At 38.1% G+C, this 17558-nt stretch carries 17 protein-coding genes; 7 read left to right on the forward strand and 10 right to left on the reverse strand.

All coding sequences use genetic code 11. The features are described 5' to 3' along the window. The first annotated feature begins 106 nt into the window (after window positions 1–106). Window positions 107–1339 (forward strand): MFS transporter, encoded by a 1233-nt coding sequence (locus tag SB028_RS03975; RefSeq protein WP_069368527.1) that lies wholly within the window; start codon window positions 107–109, stop codon window positions 1337–1339. Window positions 1340–1426: 87 nt separating this feature from the next. Further along, window positions 1427–1609, forward strand: a complete 183-nt coding sequence (locus tag SB028_RS03980; RefSeq protein WP_069368526.1) for a DUF2526 family protein — start codon at window positions 1427–1429, stop codon at window positions 1607–1609. A 104-nt stretch (window positions 1610–1713) separates the two neighbouring features. Here the strand turns inward: SB028_RS03980 and htpX are convergent, their stop codons facing one another. The 5 genes from htpX to SB028_RS04005 form a co-directional block, all read right to left on the reverse strand. Beyond that, complete coding sequence (htpX, locus tag SB028_RS03985; RefSeq protein WP_069368525.1) at window positions 1714–2679, reverse strand: zinc metalloprotease HtpX; 966 nt, start codon at window positions 2677–2679, stop codon at window positions 1714–1716. Between the two features lie 76 nt (window positions 2680–2755). Further along, window positions 2756–3316: a LemA family protein gene (locus tag SB028_RS03990; RefSeq protein WP_069368524.1), complete on the reverse strand. Its 561-nt coding sequence runs from the start codon at window positions 3314–3316 to the stop codon at window positions 2756–2758. 289 nt (window positions 3317–3605) lie between these two features. Next, window positions 3606–4424, reverse strand: coding sequence for a dimethyl sulfoxide reductase anchor subunit family protein (locus SB028_RS03995; RefSeq protein ID WP_069368523.1), 819 nt, complete (start codon window positions 4422–4424; stop codon window positions 3606–3608). A gap of 2 nt (window positions 4425–4426) precedes the next feature. Beyond that, window positions 4427–4978, reverse strand: a complete 552-nt coding sequence (locus SB028_RS04000; protein WP_069368522.1) for a 4Fe-4S dicluster domain-containing protein — start codon at window positions 4976–4978, stop codon at window positions 4427–4429. 2 nt (window positions 4979–4980) lie between these two features. Continuing rightward, the gene (locus SB028_RS04005) at window positions 4981–7317 is read right to left on the reverse strand and encodes a molybdopterin-dependent oxidoreductase (RefSeq protein ID WP_069368521.1); all 2337 of its coding nucleotides are present in this window, start codon (window positions 7315–7317) and stop codon (window positions 4981–4983) included. Window positions 7318–7548: 231 nt separating this feature from the next. On the opposite strand from SB028_RS04005, the gene SB028_RS04010 reads away from it, so the two are divergent. Next, window positions 7549–8238, forward strand: a complete 690-nt coding sequence (locus SB028_RS04010) for an IclR family transcriptional regulator (RefSeq protein ID WP_069368520.1) — start codon at window positions 7549–7551, stop codon at window positions 8236–8238. Window positions 8239–8301: 63 nt separating this feature from the next. On the opposite strand, the gene SB028_RS04015 is transcribed toward SB028_RS04010, so the two are convergent. Further along, the gene (locus SB028_RS04015) at window positions 8302–8424 is read right to left on the reverse strand and encodes a hypothetical protein (RefSeq protein ID WP_286138898.1); all 123 of its coding nucleotides are present in this window, start codon (window positions 8422–8424) and stop codon (window positions 8302–8304) included. A 30-nt stretch (window positions 8425–8454) separates the two neighbouring features. Beyond that, window positions 8455–8742: a helix-turn-helix domain-containing protein gene (locus tag SB028_RS04020; protein WP_248620048.1), complete on the reverse strand. Its 288-nt coding sequence runs from the start codon at window positions 8740–8742 to the stop codon at window positions 8455–8457. Between the two features lie 602 nt (window positions 8743–9344). On the opposite strand from SB028_RS04020, the gene gss reads away from it, so the two are divergent. Both gss and SB028_RS04030 read left to right on the forward strand, forming a co-directional pair. Beyond that, on the forward strand, window positions 9345–11222 hold the full coding sequence (gene gss / locus SB028_RS04025; protein ID WP_069368518.1) for a bifunctional glutathionylspermidine amidase/synthase: 1878 nt from the start codon (window positions 9345–9347) through the stop codon (window positions 11220–11222). A gap of 89 nt (window positions 11223–11311) precedes the next feature. Further along, on the forward strand, window positions 11312–11665 hold the full coding sequence (locus SB028_RS04030; protein WP_069368517.1) for a hypothetical protein: 354 nt from the start codon (window positions 11312–11314) through the stop codon (window positions 11663–11665). An 80-nt stretch (window positions 11666–11745) separates the two neighbouring features. Here SB028_RS04030 and SB028_RS04035 read toward each other — a convergent pair whose 3' ends face one another. Together SB028_RS04035 and dsdC are read right to left on the reverse strand one after the other, a co-directional pair. Next, window positions 11746–12402 carry a hypothetical protein gene (locus SB028_RS04035; protein ID WP_069368516.1) on the reverse strand — a complete coding sequence of 219 codons (657 nt, stop codon included), beginning with the start codon at window positions 12400–12402 and terminating at the stop codon, window positions 11746–11748. A 23-nt stretch (window positions 12403–12425) separates the two neighbouring features. After that, window positions 12426–13370, reverse strand: a complete 945-nt coding sequence (gene dsdC, locus SB028_RS04040) for a DNA-binding transcriptional regulator DsdC (protein WP_069368515.1) — start codon at window positions 13368–13370, stop codon at window positions 12426–12428. 223 nt (window positions 13371–13593) lie between these two features. Between dsdC and dsdX the strand changes: the two genes are divergently transcribed. Further along, the gene (dsdX, locus tag SB028_RS04045) at window positions 13594–14931 is read left to right on the forward strand and encodes a D-serine transporter DsdX (protein ID WP_069368514.1); all 1338 of its coding nucleotides are present in this window, start codon (window positions 13594–13596) and stop codon (window positions 14929–14931) included. Between the two features lie 12 nt (window positions 14932–14943). Continuing rightward, complete coding sequence (locus tag SB028_RS04050) at window positions 14944–16272, forward strand: D-serine ammonia-lyase (protein WP_069368513.1); 1329 nt, start codon at window positions 14944–14946, stop codon at window positions 16270–16272. A 244-nt stretch (window positions 16273–16516) separates the two neighbouring features. Here SB028_RS04050 and fbpC read toward each other — a convergent pair whose 3' ends face one another. Next, window positions 16517–17557 carry a ferric ABC transporter ATP-binding protein gene (fbpC, locus tag SB028_RS04055; protein WP_069368512.1) on the reverse strand — a complete coding sequence of 347 codons (1041 nt, stop codon included), beginning with the start codon at window positions 17555–17557 and terminating at the stop codon, window positions 16517–16519. Window position 17558 lies beyond the last annotated feature (1 nt).

Genomic DNA, 17558 nt, shown 5'->3' on the forward strand with positions numbered 1-17558 from the left:
CAGCACAAATGTTAATTTTTCTTTAAATTTACGCTTGGGTATTAACAAAGTCAATTTTCTTGTTTAGTATACTAAACACTTTGGCAGGGGATAAAAAGGAAATGTAATGACAACGGCAAGCCAAACAGGTAAAGCACCTAAGGCAATCTCTCGTAATAAACTTTTATGTATTGCAGGTATGGGCTGGACTTTTGATGCAATGGATGTGGGATTACTTGCATTCTTACTCTCGGCATTAAAAGAGGATTGGGGGTTGACGGCATCACAATTGGGTTGGATTGGCAGTATAAATTCAATTGGTATGGCTGTTGGCGCATTTGTGTTTGGTATTATGGCGGATAGAAAAGGGCGTAAACCCGTCTTTATTTTTACATTGTTGCTGTTTAGCTTAGGTTGTGGGTTAACGGCATTAGCAAGCTCTTTGATGGTGGTACTTGTTTTACGCTTTTTTATTGGAATGGGATTAGGTGGCGAATTACCTGTTGCGTCGACCCTTGTCAGTGAAAGTGTTGAAACCCATGAACGAGGCCGTATAGTTGTTTTATTAGAGAGTTTTTGGGCTGTCGGCTGGTTAATTGCTGCGTTAATTGCTTATTTTATTATTCCTGATTATGGCTGGCGTATGGCTATGCTATTAAGTGCATTACCTGCAGTATATGCTCTCTATTTACGTTCAAAACTACCTGAACCCACTTCATCGCATATTTTACAGAAAAAAACACGTTTATCGATCCGCCAATCAATGGCATTAATATGGTCTCCACAATACCGTCGCTCAACACTAATGTTGTGGATCTTATGGTTCTGTGTTGTTTTCTCTTATTACGGTATTTTCTTATGGTTGCCAAGTGTCGCTATGTTAAAAGGCTTTAGCTTAATTAAAAGCTTTCAATATGTGCTTATCATGACATTAGCCCAGTTGCCTGGCTATTTTACAGCCGCGTGGTTAATTGAACGGTATGGTCGAAAATTTGTTCTCGTCACTTATTTAGCGGGTACAGCTATTAGTGCTTATTATTTCAGTGTGGCTGATTCTACCGCAACATTACTTATTTTCGGTATGTTGTTATCGTTCTTTAATTTGGGGGCTTGGGGAGCTTTATATGCTTATACGCCAGAACAATACCCCGATGGAATTCGGACAACGGGTGCTGGAACAGCAACCGCAATAGGGCGTATTGGTGGAATATTAGGGCCGTTAATGGTGGGATATTTGGTTCAATATCAATTTGAAATAAGTTCAATATTTCTGATTTTCAGTTTTTCGATTGTGATTGGAATATTAGCGGTGATGTTATTGGGGCAAGAAACAAAAAATAAGCCACTTAACTCAATTTAGTCATACTTTGTGCGACTAAAAATATAGAAATACGCTTTCTTGTAATATGATAGCAGTTAAGATTTTTATGAGAAAAAGGAGATCACGATGTCTCATTATGACGAAATGGTTAAACAGGTTGATGATGCTATTGCTACAACCAGTATTCAAACCATGAATGAACTTTTAGTGGAGTTAGGTAAAGATAAAACGATTGAATTTCCACTGCGTTATGAGCAGCAAGAGCGTTTACGCACGGCTATTTTCCATCACGGTGAAAAAAATCGTTAATCGGATTGTTGCTAAGAACTAAGAACTAAGAACTAAAAAAGCGTTTGAGCCATATCGATAAACTGATACAAACGCTTTTTTCTTTTTTACTGTATCAAATTGAATTAAAACGTCTTTCGACCTTCTAGTACGGCGATCCTATTTTCAATGGAAGGATGTGTTGAGAAAAACGAATCTCCTTTATTAAAAATAAATGCCGCTTTACGATAAGCACGTCCTGTTGAACCATCTTCAAAATTTTCAGTGTCATGTTGTGCTGAAATTTTCTTTAATGCATTAATCATCGCTTGATTATCTTGAGTTAAATCAACCGCAGCAGCATCTGCCATATATTCACGGGTGCGGGATAAATAGAAATAGAGCACCTGTGTAATGATTGGCAAAACTAAGTTGAGAATAATTAAAATGAGTCGCGCTTTGCTTGCTGCATCATTACTTTTACCGCTACGGTTGCCTGAGGCAATATATAAACGACTCCCAAAGATATTTGTTACCGTCAGAATAACGTTCGCTAATATGCCAACATATAAGGTCAGTCGTGAATCACCATGAATAATATGTCCTGTTTCATGCGCTAATACAGCTTGTACTTCTTGGCGATTCAGGCGATGTAATAAGCCTGTTGTTACACCAATAAAGGCATTTTTCTCAGACCAACCCGCGGCAAAGGCATTCGCTTCTGGTGTATCAAGCAGATAGAGTTTAGGAATATAGCCGAGTGTTGCACTTAAGCTAAGCTCTTCAACAATATTAAGGAGTTGGCGTTCTTGTGCATTTAAGGTGTCGTTTGGGCTAATTAATCGCGCATTCATGCCCGTTAGCATGATTTTATGCCCTTTAAAATGAATAAAGATAAGCAATAAAATGGAGATAGCGAGAATAATTAATGAAGCAATGGGAAGCGATTGGAACGTCAGAAATGCCCACATATTCTCGGTAAGATCTAAATAAGGATTTGCTCCGATAGCCGTATCCACCAGCAAACCGATCATAAGCATTAAGAGTAAATAAGTTGCTATAACAAAACGAGTTCGAATAGCATTTTTTCGTAGAACATTTCTGAAATCCATTAGTGACTCCAAACAGCACCGTTAAGTGCTGTTTTTATCAATCTAAAAGTAATAAATATTTTGTATCACTATAAAATTAATCAAAATTAATGCGGCGCGCTTCTTCTGTTTTAATCGTTCCTTCATCAAGACGCCAGTACTCTTTATCAATAACGAGGCTTGGGAAGATCTTGACGATAAATACTGCAGGAATAGAGGCGATAAAAGCACGGTATTGCTCTAAAGTTCGATTGTAACCGCGTTTTGCAAAAGAGAGTTTATTTTCTGTCGAAACAATCTCTTCTTGTAAATTTGCCATAATAGTGTCGGATTTTAATTCAGGGTAATTTTCAACCGCAACATTAATGGCACCACTTGAGACAATTTTAGATAACTCATCTTCAGCCGCTTTGGCTTCTTTGGCATTTGTACTCTGAGTTTGTGTTCTTAATTCAGTGATTTTAGTAAAGACTTCAGACTCATGGCTGAGATATTTTTTAACGGTGGCTAATAGACTATCAAACACTTTTCCACGACGATCTAATTGCACTGAAATTTCAGTTTCACTTGAGATAACCGCTTCACGCATAGAGATAATACGGTTGTAATAATAAAAAATAAGACCTAGTAACGCGATGGTAATAATTAATCCAGTCATGCGAAGCGCTCTCTTTTATAATAGTAAACAGGGGATTATGCGAAATCATTAATGCTAATTTTGCCTATTATTGATAAAGATAGCCAGATGATTATTTCATCAAAGATAAAAAGAGTATTGATAAAGTAAAATCAATCATATTGGATGAGATAAAAAATACCCCGAATAAATTCGGGGCAAAATTAAAGGTAATGTTAAGGTAAACAAAAATATCAAGTGGAATATAATCAATGGATCTGAGTTAAATAGGCGTATTAGCGTGGCTATTTAACTCAGAGGAATAACATGCTTAAAACCAAGGTGCTTGTGCCATTACATTGCCATAGAACAACATTCTGCCTGTGATTTCGCCACTAAAAAGCATCAAAATAGCGAGAATAGAGAGCGCGGTTTTGCTAAATGAAGCACTATGAGACAGCGTAATAATACAAATACCTATCATCAGACTCGCAATAACTTGCCACCATAATAATAGACTTGCTACATCGGCATTGGGTACTTGTGCTCTTATCACTAATCCTACAAGTACCAATAATACGCCGATTAACGTTCCTATCTTTAATGAATTGCTAATGGTTTTACCTTGTAAACGTAACCAAGGGATCATCGATCCAAAACCAAGTAACAACGCGGTACCAATAAAGCTAATTTGTGTTGCGGGTGTATGCCAAAGTGGGTGAGCCTGCATTTGATAATAGATTTGTGCTGTAACCAAAATAACGGGTAAACCAATCACACCACAAAATAACCCAATCAAACTATTACGGCGAATAGCATGAGGCTGTATCCAACTCGCTAATGCCCATAATGAAACCAACCCATTAAGCATAACGAAGGCAATTGCCTCACGGCTTAACCAAGAGTGAGCAAGACCTAATACAGAACGATAAGCACCAAGCGGATCACCTAAGTGCCCCATTGACATTGATGATCCTACAACTTCAATTAGCCAAATCAATGCAATGGTCGTTCTTAATGCTTTGGTATTTAGTATTGCAACTTTTTGAGTCTGGTTTTGCCATTGATACAGTGAAAAAGCTAATATCGCACCAATACCCCATTGACTCATTACTGTAAACAGGACTAGTGGCAATTGATAATCATGCATAATTAATCCTCCATACCAATAATGACAATATTAGGATGACTGATGGTGTGATCAGGAACGCCATAGCGTTTTTCTAATAAAGCCCAATTTGTCGTATGTTTTTTACGTAAATCTTCAATTTCACCAAATTCGATAGCACTTGTAGGGCAAGATTCTACGCAACGTGGTTTCAAGCCTTCATCTAGTCTATCAGCACACATGTTGCATTTGCTGGTTTTGCCTTCAACGGGATCATAAACAGGCGCATTATAAGGGCAAGCCATAATACACATTTGGCAACCAATACATTTGTCATGATCTTGTACGACAATACCATCCTCACGTTTGGTATAAGTATCAGCAGGGCAGACTTTCAGGCATTGTGGATCATCACAATGGTTACAAGACATGGTAATAAAAGCTTGTGCATTAGGTTGATCTTCATTAAATTCACGAACACGACGCCATAGCACACCAGGTGGTGTGACATTTTCAGATTTACATGCCATCGAGCAGGTGCGGCAACCATAGCAATCTTTGGTGTTTATCAGAAAACCATACTGTTTTTTCGCCATGATCATGCCTCCCGTCTTACGTTAACTAAGGTACTATTACAGCAATGACCATTGCCTAAAGGCTCTACGTGATCGTTGGTAACATGGCTACTGCTTCCACCTTGTTGCTCCCACCAACCGTTATCTAATGACACAACACCTTGCTTAATATGAGTGGTTACAACCGCAATAGCGCGGTGTTCACCGCGATCATTAAATGCGATAGCCCATTCACCATCTTTAATACCTCGAGCTAAGGCATCATTAGGATGGATAAGAATATTGGGTTGATTGCGCTGCACTTCTAAGATCCACTCATTCATACCGTGACTCGAGTGAACACTACGGGCAAGTTTGCGCTGTACCGCCATAAGAGGATACTTTTTGGCGAGTTCAGGTGAGCCTTTTGCGGATTCTTTTACTGGATAATAGGTGACAATCGGTGAGAAATTTTTGCTTTGCCACTCTTCAATAAAGAAGTGTGCTTTTTTCGTTGAAGTACGGAAGATACCATCTTTAAATGGGATCCAATCACCTTCAACTGGACGCACTGGGCCTTTTTCAAGCATTGCACGAGTAATTCCAGATCCCTTGAGGCAAGCATCAATGTAGTGTTCTATGGGTTGATTAAAGACGTCACCAAAGCCAAAACGCTCAGCAAGACGAGCAAAGATCCAATAATCAGGTTTTGCTTCTCCTGGTGGTTCAACGGCTTTTTCCATCAATTGTACATATTGACTACGAACACCCGCCATTAAGCTGGTATCTTCAAAAATAGTGGTAACAGGAAGCACAAGGTCAGCATAAAGTGCTGTAGATGACATCAAGTTATCAGCGACAACAACAAAAGGAACTTTTTTCAGTGCGTTACGCACCATATTTGTATTAGGAAGTTGCGTCATCACCCCCATTGTCATGATCCACCAAAAGTTAATTGGATGGGGTCTTTCATTGACAATCCAATCCCCCACTTTTGCAACAGGGATAGGCTTGATAGGTTTGGCATTAGGCGCTGGTGGAATAATCGGGCTAAATTTTGCCATTTGACGAGCACCACCTGCGTCACAAATACCTGCGCCTTTTTTACCAATATTGCCAGTTAATAAGGCTAGATAAAATTGGCTGGCTGCGACATAAGCACCGAACTCTGTCCGTTGAGCGCCTGACATATTTTGCACAATCATAGCGGGTTTGGTTGTGGCATAATCGCGAGCCAAACGAATGATCGTTTCGTTAGGAATATCTGTTTCTTGACTGGTCTTTTCGACAGTCCAAGGCTGTGCTTGCTGATAAATTTGTTCAAAGACAGTGACATAATCTGCATTAGCAGGTAGTTCATCATGAGTTAACGCAGGAACAATATTCGGTTTCTCATGGTGAACAAGTTGCTGGCTTAAGGTATCAAAAACCAGATAGCTATCTTGATCATCATCAGATTGACGTAATAGCTTTTGTTGTGAGTTTACAAGATAAACGGCACCTGTATGTGCTCGTAAAAAAGGCTTATCAGTGAGATTTTCTTCAATGATAATTTTGATCATACCTAATGCAAGCGCAGTATCTGTACCGGGTACAATAGGGATCCACTCATCTGCTTTAGCCGCAGTTTCATTAAAACGAGGATCAATTACCACCATTCTGGCGCCATTTCGGCGAGCTTGGTTGTAATTTTTAAAATAGGCTTGCATAGTGACTGCTGGGTTATTACCCCAACAAAGAATATAGCGACTATCTTTTACTGTATCGCGAGTATCCGCATAGCGTAGACCCACCATTGGGATCATCGCCGCTGTTACAGCGGAACAGCATAAAGAGCCAGCTTGTTTTGTTGAGCCTCCTAAATAATCGAAAAACGCTTTACCCATATCATTTTTAATCGAGTCCATATTACCCGCATGAGTGGAGATAAATAACCCCTCATTACCAAATTTATCAATGGTTTCTCTGATGTTTTTTTCGATAAGATCAAGCGCTTCATCCCAGCTGATTGGTTTGAATTCAGCTTTTCCTTTTTCGCCAACCCGTAATAAAGGTGTGGTGAGACGATCTTTATGGTATACCCACTTGGTTCGACTCATTCCACGCAAACAGCATTTTACATTAAAGCCTTCAGAGGCTTCGACTTTGATCAATTTCCCCTGATGTGTAAAAGCTGTTAGGTTACAGTGCAAACATTCCATCGCACAGGTTGAACGAAACGTTTTATATTCGGATAATTTTATCCGTGGTTTCTGGTTAAATATGGGGTTATTTTCATTAACTAGACTGAACGCGTTAGGAGAAAGTGCAGCCACGCCAATGGCGCCCATTCCTTTTAACAATGTTCTTCTATTTAATTCCCATTTGTTATCTTTAGACATAGACATTCTCACACACAAGAAAGGTTAACTATATATAAACCCAATTCATATATAGTTAACATTGAGTTAGATCATCTAAAAATAGACAAAGAAAATAATCGATAGAAAATGATTAAAAAGCCCCATTTAAAATAAGGTTTTAGTGAAATAATCTAGTAAAGATGACAAAAAAAGAATAATGGGATATCGTCATAAAACAAAGTAAGTAACGGATAGGTGTGGGAAAAATAAATGCAGAATTCTCAAGGAGTTAACTCGGTTGATATCGCTATTACCATTCTGGAATTTATTGCTTCGAATGGAGGTATTGCCCGATCGTCAGATATTGCAAAAGCCTGTTCGCTTTCAAAAAGTCGCTTACATAAGTATTTAGTCTCACTTTGTCGCTCAGAAATGTTATATCAAGAGAGTGAAGGGAGTCAGTATTGCTTAGGGAGTAAAATTCTTTTTTTAGCGCAGGCGACACCAAAACCGCAATCCATGATAGATGAAATTAATCAACTATTATGTGAGTTTAGAGATGAACATAATATGTCTACGGGATTGGTGATATCACAAGGTAATCAACTGTTTTTAACGCGTTACAACCGTAGCTTTAAACATGTTGATATCGATTTTTTGCCGGATACGCCTGTGCCTCATAAAGTCAGTGCTGCGGGGGCTATTTTTGCTACCTTCAGTGATTTAATAATTGAAGCAGATTTATCACAAAAGCAGAAGGATACCATTCGCCAACAAGGTTTTGCTATTCGCCATGAACCGGCTGAGGGAATTCCTGGCGCACAATCTATTTCATGTCCTGTACTGAATAAAAAAGGGGAAATGGTGGCGGCAGTATTGACGATGGGATTTATTGAACCAGAAAGACAAATGCAGTTAGGCAATGCATTGAAAGCAAAAATGGCGCATTTTTCCCGTTAATGGTTAAAGAACTTATTTAGGCACTTTTGCAGGAAAAGCAATGTGCCTAACATCGTGTATTGATTAATCAAATAGTCCTTTTGCCAGAATGTCGCCTTCTTGAGATATACCGGGTAACACAAAGTCATATCCACCACCAAAAGGTTTGATATAACGCTCTGGATTTTTACCTTCAGCTCGTCGCATATGAGTGTCAAATAGCACTCTCTAAAAGGATTAAATTTGACTTTGAGCACTCCAAAACTGTTTGGAGTGTGTCAGCGCCACAGCAGAAACTTGCTCTTCATTTGGTGGCAGGAAAAATGCAGGAGTCACTTTTAGCTCTTGTGCAATATGAAAGAGCATATCAACATCAATCTTACATAGCCCATTCTCATAACGTGAAAATTGTTGTTGGCTAATACCGACTCGTTCAGCGACAACCTTTGCTGACAAGCGAAGTTGCTGGCGTTGTTTACGAATTTTATGCCCAATAATTTGAGAGATGGGATAAATCTTTGACATTAGTGACCTCATTCTTCCTATCAACCACCAATAATATCCAATACATTGAATATCAAGTTTCCGTGATGGATCTTCAAAATAAACAAGCACTCCGACTTGAATGAGTAAAATCCATACTACTGTGTTATCGGTTAATTGGATGAATTATTTATACCTATCATGTTATAAGATGATATTAATTTTCATTAAACTATTTTGATATCCTTCTTTTTCCTAGCAGGATAGTCGAGATTTTTTTGATAAACAGTGCTATATATTGCCTAAACACTATTTTGTTTGCTATTTATGCTCGCATTTGTGATTAATAAAGAGTAAATAATGAAGTCATAACAAAAAAGATAAATCCCTCTTTGACTGTGTTTATACTCGAAAATACCTTTTATGTATTTTTATAATGGGCTATTTTTGAGTTTTTTTTTATATCACCAAGATTTCGTTTCTTAAATTCGTATCAAATTCAAACGGCTCTTCTCACTTTATTGAAATTTATAAAATTACATTCACATCTAATAGTCTACGGCGTTAAGATTGTTAACTATACTACTTAGGCAAGATTATAAGTGTTATAGGGTAATTATCTATTTATCGTCAAGGTCGAGATTATGAATGTAAAAGATATCATTCGTCATGAACCATTTGGAACATTGCTAGGCTATGCGCCGGGTGGTGTCGCGATTTACTCTTCAGATTACAGCAGTATTGATAAAGAAGACTATGCCGCTAATGATTCATTCCGTAGTTATATTGGTAATGAATATATGGGGCACAAGTGGCAGTGTGTTGAGTTTGCACGCCGTTTTCTCTATTTGCATTATGGCGCTGTATTTACTGATGTGGGAATGGCTTATGAGATCTTCTCACTGCGTTTTTTACGTAAAACCATCGATGACGATATATTACCATTACAAGCTTTTCCAAATGGTAGCAAACAACCGCCTGCTGTGGGCGCTTTGCTGATTTGGCAAGAAGGTGGAGAGTTTAAAGTAACAGGGCATGTTGCTGTGATTACTGAAGTGCTTAAAGATAAAATTCGTATTGCGGAACAAAATGTTATTCACACTAGATTACCAGCAGGGCAACAGTGGACTCGAGAATTACCCCTTAAAGAGACGAATAACGGTTATTTTATTCAAGATACCTTCGATAATACAACGCTACTAGGTTGGATGATCCAAACAGAGCCTAATGCTTATAGCCTTCCTCAACCTAAAATAATGCCAGAATTACTCAATATTCATGCTGAACAGCTTGATAATAAAGGTCAATTAGATGGCAAATGGTTAGATGAAAGTTCGCCTCTAGAAAAAGCTTACGTCGATGCGCAACATGGCCATATTATCAATCAAAATAGTTATGAATATTTCACCATTTCAGAAAGTGCAGAACAGGAACTTATTCGTGCAAGTAATGAAATGCATTTGATGTATTTGCATGCAACTGAAAAAGTGTTGAAAGACGATAAGTTACTGCGTTTATTCGATATTCCTGAAGTATTATGGCCTCGTATTCGTTTGTCATGGCAAAACAGACGCCATCAAATGATCACAGGACGATTAGATTTTTGTATGGATGAACGTGGTGTCAAAGTTTATGAATATAATGCTGACTCTGCCTCTTGCCATACAGAAGCAGGCTTAATCATCGAAAAATGGGCACAGAAAGGTGGAATTAAAGCGGGCTTTAATCCCGGCGAACGATTACTTGATGCATTAGCAGATGCTTGGAAACATTGTGATGCAAAACCTTTTGTGCATATTCTTCAAGATGATGATAGTGAAGAAGATTATCACGCTCTCTTTATGCAACAAGCACTGACTCAGGCAGGTTATCACAGTAAAATTCTACGTGGATTAGATGAGCTTCATTGGAATAGTCGTGGTCAATTGATTGATGCAGACAAGCGGGTTGTTGAATGCGTTTGGAAAACATGGGCTTGGGAAACGGCGTTAAACCAACTAAGAGAAGAGAGTGAGCAACAAGCACTTATCCCGATTCGGACAGGACATCCTGAAGGTGAAGTCCGCTTGGTTGATGTGCTTTTACGTCCTGAAATTACAGTTTTTGAACCGCTTTGGACGCTTATTCCTAGTAATAAAGCGATCCTACCTATTCTATGGCAATTGTTCCCTGATAACCCTTATTTATTAGATACGGATTTCACGGTGACACCGCGTCTTGCTCAAAGTGGTTATGCAGTTAAACCAATAGCGGGTCGTTGTGGTAGTAACATTGGGTTAGTTGATCACAAAGAGAATGTGTTAGATGAGACCAATGGCCAATTTGATCATCAAGAAAATATTTACCAAGAACTATGGTGCTTACCAAAAGTGGCAAATCGTTATATCCAAGTTTGCACCTTTACTGTTGGTGGGCATTATGGTGGTTGTTGTTTACGTTCAGATCCAACGTTAGTGATTAAAAAAGAGAGTGATATTGAACCGTTAATTGTGATTGAAGATAAACACTTTTTAGCTAAATAAGATCATAGACGTTAAGAATGAAGAAATAATAGACCCGCCTAATTGGCGGGTTTATTGTGAAAATAACGAGATCCTTAGTGAGAAATAGAATGATACAAAAATTTGAAACGCTTAGTGAATTATTAGCCTCGCTTTCAACTCTTGAATCTAATGAGTGGATTTATACGGAAATTACAACTTGGGATCGTGATCCTGATCGGGCAATTTTTTATTACATTCCTTGGGATTATCTTCAAGAATTACCTGATGATGAGATTTATCTTGATGATGAAGATCTGGAAATGCCAAAAGTTGTTGAAGATAAAAATTTACGGGGCTGGATGGTCGTTTGTGATTTAGTGTTATTTTATCAAACCCAACAAGCTCAACAAAAAAACTTGCAGTGGGTTATTGAAGAAATTAACTATTATCGTGAGTATGATGCCTTTCGGTGTTTGAGTTAGATTTTAGTCTTAGTAATTAAATATCAAATTATTATAGTTAATTATTTGATATTTAATGATTTTATTTATGACTTTTTATTTTAATAGAGAATATTTTCAATATTGGGCCAATCATCGGCATAATGATCTGTCATTAATAAAAAACATTCGGCAATAGCGCGAGGTAAAGATTGATGTTCGACAGTGTCTTTTTCTAGTGAAGTGACAGACCATACTTTATTTTCTTGATGATAAGAGCATGACATTTGACAATCTTCTAATAAAGAAAGTGCATCCTCGGCATTTTTAAGTAAATCAAATATTGCCCCATCGGGATCTAAAGAGCTCCACACTTTTTCGGTTTCTGTATCAAATTCGATTTCATAGCCATAACGACGATAGATAGCGGTTAGGTTTATTTGAAAATCCGTGTAATGGCTATAACGATGAATCGGGGGCTGGTAGGTATCTGGCTCTTGGGATTGTCGATGATGGTTATAGTTTTGAATTTGTTTTTCACGAGCCTGAGCGCGTTGATAGCCTTCACCGCCAAATTCTAAAATACGCGCTTTACGATGAGCATCACTAAACTCAAGTACTGCCGGCCCATAATAGAGACCTTCTTCTGTTTGCACATCGAGAAGATCAACTAAAATATAATGTTTATCTTTTGCGATGTCGTTTTTATTTACGATTGTCAGCCCTGCGTATTCTGCAATGGCAATAAGTTGTCGTGTTGTGAATGTCATCTCTTTCATCGTATTTCCCTTAAGAAATTAAATTACATGCTTTCCCTAATTTGTTTTTTCAGCCACTGAATGAAAAGCTGTACTTTAGCATTATTCTTTTCATTTCGAGTGACAAGATAATAACGCTGAGCACATAAAAACTCACTATTATTAAAAGGAATAATTAATTCTTTACTAGCCAGTTGTTTTTGTACTAAACGTTTTCTGCCCATTGCCACGCCTGAGTGGTTAACTGCGGCAATAACAGCAAGATCAGAGCGATCAAAACAGATATTGCTACGATGAGGAAAAAGTGAAAGTCCCATATATTCACCCCAAGCTCGCCATTCGTCGAAATCAGAATTATTACTCCAAGCTTGTCTATCATGTAGCAAAGTACAATTAGAAAGATGATGAATATTACCAATAAGCTCATGTTTTTTAGCGTATTTAGGGCTACATACAGGAATAATAGATTCTGAAATTAAATCTTCGCAATATAGATTTTGCAGTGTCTTATCATCAAAATAGATTGCGAGATCAATACCATAACCTCGAAAGTTAATATCATCATTTCCTGTAAGTAGATTTAATTCAATAGATGGGTAACGCTCAGTAAAATCTGAAATACGAGGAACTAACCAACATTGGGCAATAGAGGGGCGTGAATATACGGTGAGAATACCCGAGATTTCTTGATTATGAATATCTAAAATTTCTTGGTTAATATCTTCGAGTGTTTTTTTAAGTGCCCAATAAATGCGTTCACCTTCTTCTGTTAACTCTATTCGGCGATGAAAGCGGTTAAAGAGCTTAATGCCTAACTCTTCTTCTAATGTATTAATTCGGTGGCTAATGGCACTGGGGGTTAATGACAGTTCTTCTGCCGCTAAAGCGAATGAAAGATGGCGACCTGTTGCTTCAAAAGTGTGAAGTCTTGCTAATTGATAACTGGATAATCGTTTATTTCTTAAAATCACGTTAGAAGATTCAAACATTCTTTTATTCTCGTTTTGTTATTAATAGTAACGCTAATTAACAATCAAGCTAATGTTAAGATGAAATATCCGGCTATTCTTCATCATAATAGGGTTATTTGTGAATTTAATCACTTATTAGGGTTAATTGATTTCATCTTAGTGTAAATTTTAATCATTTGTAAGTATTAAATGATTAATATTCAATATGAATAACAATAAATAAAATATTTGGGATGGATATATGGATTCAACGTTATGGGTGCTAGGTACTCTTATAATGAGTATCTTGCTCATTGTTTTTACTATAATAAAATTTAAGTTTCACCCGTTTTTAGCGTTACTATTGGCGAGCTTCTTTGTGGGGACAGCAATGAAGATGAACCCTTTAGAAATGGTAAATGCGATTGAAAATGGTATTGGCGGTACGTTAGGGTTTTTAGCGGCAATTATCGGTTTAGGCACTATTCTGGGTAAGATGATGGAAATATCAGGTGCCGCAGAACGCATCGGTATTACATTACAAAAATGCCGTTGGTTATCTCCAGACGTTATTATGGTATTGGTTGGTCTTATTTGTGGTATTACACTCTTTGTTGAAGTGGGTGTGGTATTACTTATTCCTCTTGCTTTCTCAATTGCGAAAAAAACAAATACCTCATTATTAAAGTTAGCCATTCCACTATGTACAGCATTAATGGCCGTTCACTGTATTGTTCCTCCTCATCCTGCTGCACTATTCGTGACTAATGAATTAGGGGCAGATATGGGAACTGTTATTGTTGCAGGTCTTGCTGTTGGTTTAGTCGCGTCTTTAGTCGGTGGTCCTTTATTCTTAAAAATGTTAGGCGAGCGCTTACCATTTAAAACTGTGCCTGAAGAATTTTCTGATATGGAAATTCGTGAAGAAAAAGATTTACCTTCATTAGGTGCCACACTATTTACTGTTTTATTACCTATTGTTCTGATGCTGATAAAAACAGCCGCAGAATTAAATATGACTAAAGGTACATCGGTTTATACCGCATTACAGTTTATTGGTAACCCTATTACTGCGATGTTTATTGCCGCTTTTGTTGCTTATTATGTGTTAGGTATTCGCCGTAATATGGGCATGAATACGTTATTGAAGAAAACAGAAGATAGCTTTAGCTCTATTGCCAATATCTTATTAATTATTGGTGCGGGTGGGGCTTTTAATGGCATTTTAAAAGGTAGTGGTTTAAGTGAATCTTTAGCACTAATTCTTTCTAACTTAGATATGCATCCTATTTTATTGGCTTGGTTAGTCGCCATTATCCTTCATGCTGCAGTGGGTTCTGCAACCGTTGCAATGATGGGCGCGACGGCAATTGTTGCACCTTTAATGCCTTTATATCCAGACATTAGCCCTGAAATTATTACATTAGCAATTGGTTCAGGTGCTATTGGTTGTACCATCGTCACAGACTCACTGTTTTGGCTAGTCAAACAGTATTGTAATGCAACTTTAAGTGAAACTTTTCGTTTTTACAGTGTCGCGACCTTTATTGCCTCCTTTGTCGCATTAGGCGGTACATTTATGCTTTCTTTTGTCATATAAAAGAGAACGACTATGAGCCATATAGATATAAATAAATTAATCAGTCAGTTTCCACTCGTTCGTGACTTAGTGGACTTAAAAGAAGTGGTTTGGTTTAACCCAAAAGTGACCACCACTGACCAGGGACTTCCATATGTTGGTTTAACGCAAGATGATGTCATTGATGCGCAAGCACGACTACAACGTTTTGCACCTTATTTAGCTAAAGCATTTCCAGAAACAGCGGTTACTCAAGGAATTATTGAATCAGAAGTGGTTGATATTCCTAAAATGAAAATTGCGCTTGAACAGCGTTATAACACATCCATTAGCGGTCAGTTGCGTTTGAAAAAGGATAGTCATCTTCCTATTTCAGGTTCAATTAAAGCACGTGGTGGGATTTATGAAGTATTGACTCATGCTGAGAAATTGGCGATCAACGCGGGATTATTAAGTACAGATGATAATTATGAAAAATTATTTTCTGATAAATTCCGTGAATTCTTTAGCCAATACAGTATCGCCGTAGGCTCAACAGGCAACTTAGGTATGTCTATTGGGATCATGAGTGCGAAATTAGGCTTTAGCGTGAGTGTTCATATGTCTGCTGATGCACGTCAGTGGAAAAAAGATAAATTACGTTCTCATGGCGTTAATGTTGTTGAATATGAACAAGATTACAGTATTGCGGTAGAAGAAGGTCGCAAAGCAGCAGAGAAAGATCCTAACTGTTTCTTTATTGATGATGAAAACTCAAAAACATTGTTCTTGGGTTATGCCGTAGCGGGATTACGTTTAAAACGCCAATTTGAAGAACAAGGTGTTCGTGTCGATAGTGAACATCCTTTGTTTGTGTATCTGCCTTGTGGTGTTGGTGGTGGCCCTGGGGGGGTTGCTTTTGGGTTAAAACTGGCATTTGGTGATGCAGTACACTGTTTATTTGCAGAGCCTACACATTCACCTTGTATGTTATTGGGTGTTTACACTCAGTTACATGAAGGCATCTCTGTACAAGAGATGGGCATCGATAACGTCACTGCCGCTGATGGTCTTGCTGTTGGCCGTGCATCAGGCTTTGTTGGTCGAGCAATGGAGCGGTTAATTGATGGTTATTACACTATCGATGACCAAGCGCTTTATGACTTACTCAGCTTATTAAATAAAGAAGAAGGGATTAAATTAGAACCGTCGGCTTTAGCGGGAATGGTCGGTGCTGTACATGTCACTCAAGCTAAAGATTATCTGCAAGGTTTATCACTAGATAGTCAAAAAATGCAAAATGCAACGCATTTAGTATGGGCAACGGGAGGAGGGATGGTACCTGCGGATGAAATGCAAAAATATCTCGCTCAAGGGAAATAGCATGTAGAGCGAAGGCGGTCATCTTTTGTTCTGATAGCCTTTTAAAAAATAAAGGGAATAGTACAGGTATCTTGGATCGTTATCTAAAACAATAATAGCGTAGCCATGTGTTATACCAAGTGTTACATCAAACATTCACACCAGGATGTCACACCAGGGAAAATGTCGTAGTATTATTATAAAAAGAGGCACCCAATGGGTGCCTCAATTACTATTTTTGTAAAATTTCTATATTGCAATAGCGTTATTCTAAAATAAACATGCCATAAGGATGGATCTGCAAGTAATAACTATCACCAACATTGGGCTGAAGCTGTGTGGCATTGACTTGTAATAGTAAGGTTTGATTTTGCCATTCTACGGTCACTTCATATTGAGGCCCCATATAAGCGACATGGACAATTTTACATTGCTGACAGGCATCGCCTTGTTGAGATAAAGTGATAGCTTCAGGTCTCACTCCGACTCTAACTTCTGTTTTATTTGTATTAAACGTATCTGGCTTTGGCAAACGATATTGGAAGATATCAACATAATCAGCGCCCAATGTGGCTGGGAATAAGTTTGCATCTCCCATAAAACTTGCCATAAATTCAGACGCGGGTTGGCGATAAAGAGTTTGCGGTGAACCTAATTGCATTATCTTCCCTTTATTCATTACTAAAACCATATCAGAAACTGCAAAGGCTTCACTTTGGTCATGGGTGACATAAAGAGAGGTAATATTAAACTGTTGTTGTAACTCACGAATTTTCTCTCTCATACTACGACGTAAGTTAGCATCAAGGTTACTTAATGGCTCATCAAAAAGCAGCACTTTAGGTTTCAAAATTAACGCACGCGCTAAGGCGACACGTTGTTGCTGTCCACCCGATATTTGGTCAACAAAGCGGTCTTCAAAGCCCGCTAAATCCACCAGTTCTAAAGCTTCAGAGACACGTTGTTTAATTTCAGCTTTAGGACGTCCTAGCATTTTTAAGCCATAGCCAATATTTTCTCCCAAAGACATATGAGGGAAAAGGGCATAAGATTGAAATACCATACAGATATCACGTTGCTGGATAGAGCGGTCAGTCACATCTTCACCATCGATGAAAATTTTACCTTCTGTCGGTTTTTCTAACCCCGCCACTAAACGTAACACCGTTGTTTTACCGCAACCTGAAGGTCCTAATAATGAAACCATTTTGCCTTGTGGAATAGACAAACTGAGATCTTCAATTACTGTGTTAGTGCCAAAACGCTTAATGACATTTTTCAGTTCAACGAAATGTTGTTGTGTCATG

The sequence above is a fragment of the Proteus vulgaris genome, assembly GCF_033708015.1.
Taxonomy (GTDB): domain Bacteria; phylum Pseudomonadota; class Gammaproteobacteria; order Enterobacterales; family Enterobacteriaceae; genus Proteus.

Coding starts and splice junctions, on each gene's coding strand:
- SB028_RS03975 (WP_069368527.1), top strand. CDS start 107: ATGACAACGGCAAGCCAAACAGGTAAAGCACCTAAGGCAATCTCTCGT.
- SB028_RS03980 (WP_069368526.1), top strand. CDS start 1,427: ATGTCTCATTATGACGAAATGGTTAAACAGGTTGATGATGCTATTGCT.
- htpX (WP_069368525.1), bottom strand. CDS start 2,679: ATGGATTTCAGAAATGTTCTACGAAAAAATGCTATTCGAACTCGTTTT.
- SB028_RS03990 (WP_069368524.1), bottom strand. CDS start 3,316: ATGACTGGATTAATTATTACCATCGCGTTACTAGGTCTTATTTTTTAT.
- SB028_RS03995 (WP_069368523.1), bottom strand. CDS start 4,424: ATGCATGATTATCAATTGCCACTAGTCCTGTTTACAGTAATGAGTCAA.
- SB028_RS04000 (WP_069368522.1), bottom strand. CDS start 4,978: ATGGCGAAAAAACAGTATGGTTTTCTGATAAACACCAAAGATTGCTAT.
- SB028_RS04005 (WP_069368521.1), bottom strand. CDS start 7,317: ATGTCTAAAGATAACAAATGGGAATTAAATAGAAGAACATTGTTAAAA.
- SB028_RS04010 (WP_069368520.1), top strand. CDS start 7,549: ATGCAGAATTCTCAAGGAGTTAACTCGGTTGATATCGCTATTACCATT.
- SB028_RS04015 (WP_286138898.1), bottom strand. CDS start 8,424: ATGCGACGAGCTGAAGGTAAAAATCCAGAGCGTTATATCAAACCTTTT.
- SB028_RS04020 (WP_248620048.1), bottom strand. CDS start 8,742: ATGTCAAAGATTTATCCCATCTCTCAAATTATTGGGCATAAAATTCGT.
- gss (WP_069368518.1), top strand. CDS start 9,345: ATGAATGTAAAAGATATCATTCGTCATGAACCATTTGGAACATTGCTA.
- SB028_RS04030 (WP_069368517.1), top strand. CDS start 11,312: ATGATACAAAAATTTGAAACGCTTAGTGAATTATTAGCCTCGCTTTCA.
- SB028_RS04035 (WP_069368516.1), bottom strand. CDS start 12,402: ATGAAAGAGATGACATTCACAACACGACAACTTATTGCCATTGCAGAA.
- dsdC (WP_069368515.1), bottom strand. CDS start 13,370: ATGTTTGAATCTTCTAACGTGATTTTAAGAAATAAACGATTATCCAGT.
- dsdX (WP_069368514.1), top strand. CDS start 13,594: ATGGATTCAACGTTATGGGTGCTAGGTACTCTTATAATGAGTATCTTG.
- SB028_RS04050 (WP_069368513.1), top strand. CDS start 14,944: ATGAGCCATATAGATATAAATAAATTAATCAGTCAGTTTCCACTCGTT.
- fbpC (WP_069368512.1), bottom strand. CDS start 17,557: ATGACACAACAACATTTCGTTGAACTGAAAAATGTCATTAAGCGTTTT.